Source organism: Enterobacter cloacae complex sp.6700776 (assembly GCF_048284255.1).
Classification (GTDB): domain Bacteria; phylum Pseudomonadota; class Gammaproteobacteria; order Enterobacterales; family Enterobacteriaceae; genus Enterobacter; species Enterobacter intestinihominis.
This window is the reverse complement of the sequence record NZ_JBLVYK010000327.1, coordinates 1-261: the sequence shown is the minus strand read 5'-3', so window position 1 is coordinate 261 and position 261 is coordinate 1. Positions and strand designations below refer to the sequence as shown.

The window sequence follows — 261 nt, the reverse complement described above, 5'->3', positions numbered from 1 at the left end:
AACCTACGGTCTACGCTTACTAATATTTTTTACTTGTTTACGTATAACTGAAAATAAATATGGATAAAGAGAAGTATTATCACGAACTTTCAGATAGTTTATCTGCACTTATCGCTGGAGAGTATGATTTAATTGCCAGTTTAGCAAATAGCAGTGCGTTATTATTTGAACGTTTATCCGGTATTAACTGGGTTGGTTTTTACTTGAGTGATGGAAAGGAACTGGTTCTTGGTCCATTCCAAGGTAAAGTCGCTTGTGTAC

1 protein-coding gene is annotated in these 261 nt (G+C 35.2%); it reads left to right on the top strand.

Annotated elements, in window-relative coordinates; all coding sequences use genetic code 11:
• Nucleotides 1-59: 59 nt before the first annotated feature.
• The coding region (locus ACNQ0T_RS24480; RefSeq protein ID WP_417930523.1) for a GAF domain-containing protein at nucleotides 60-261 on the top strand (202 nt) is incomplete at its 3' end.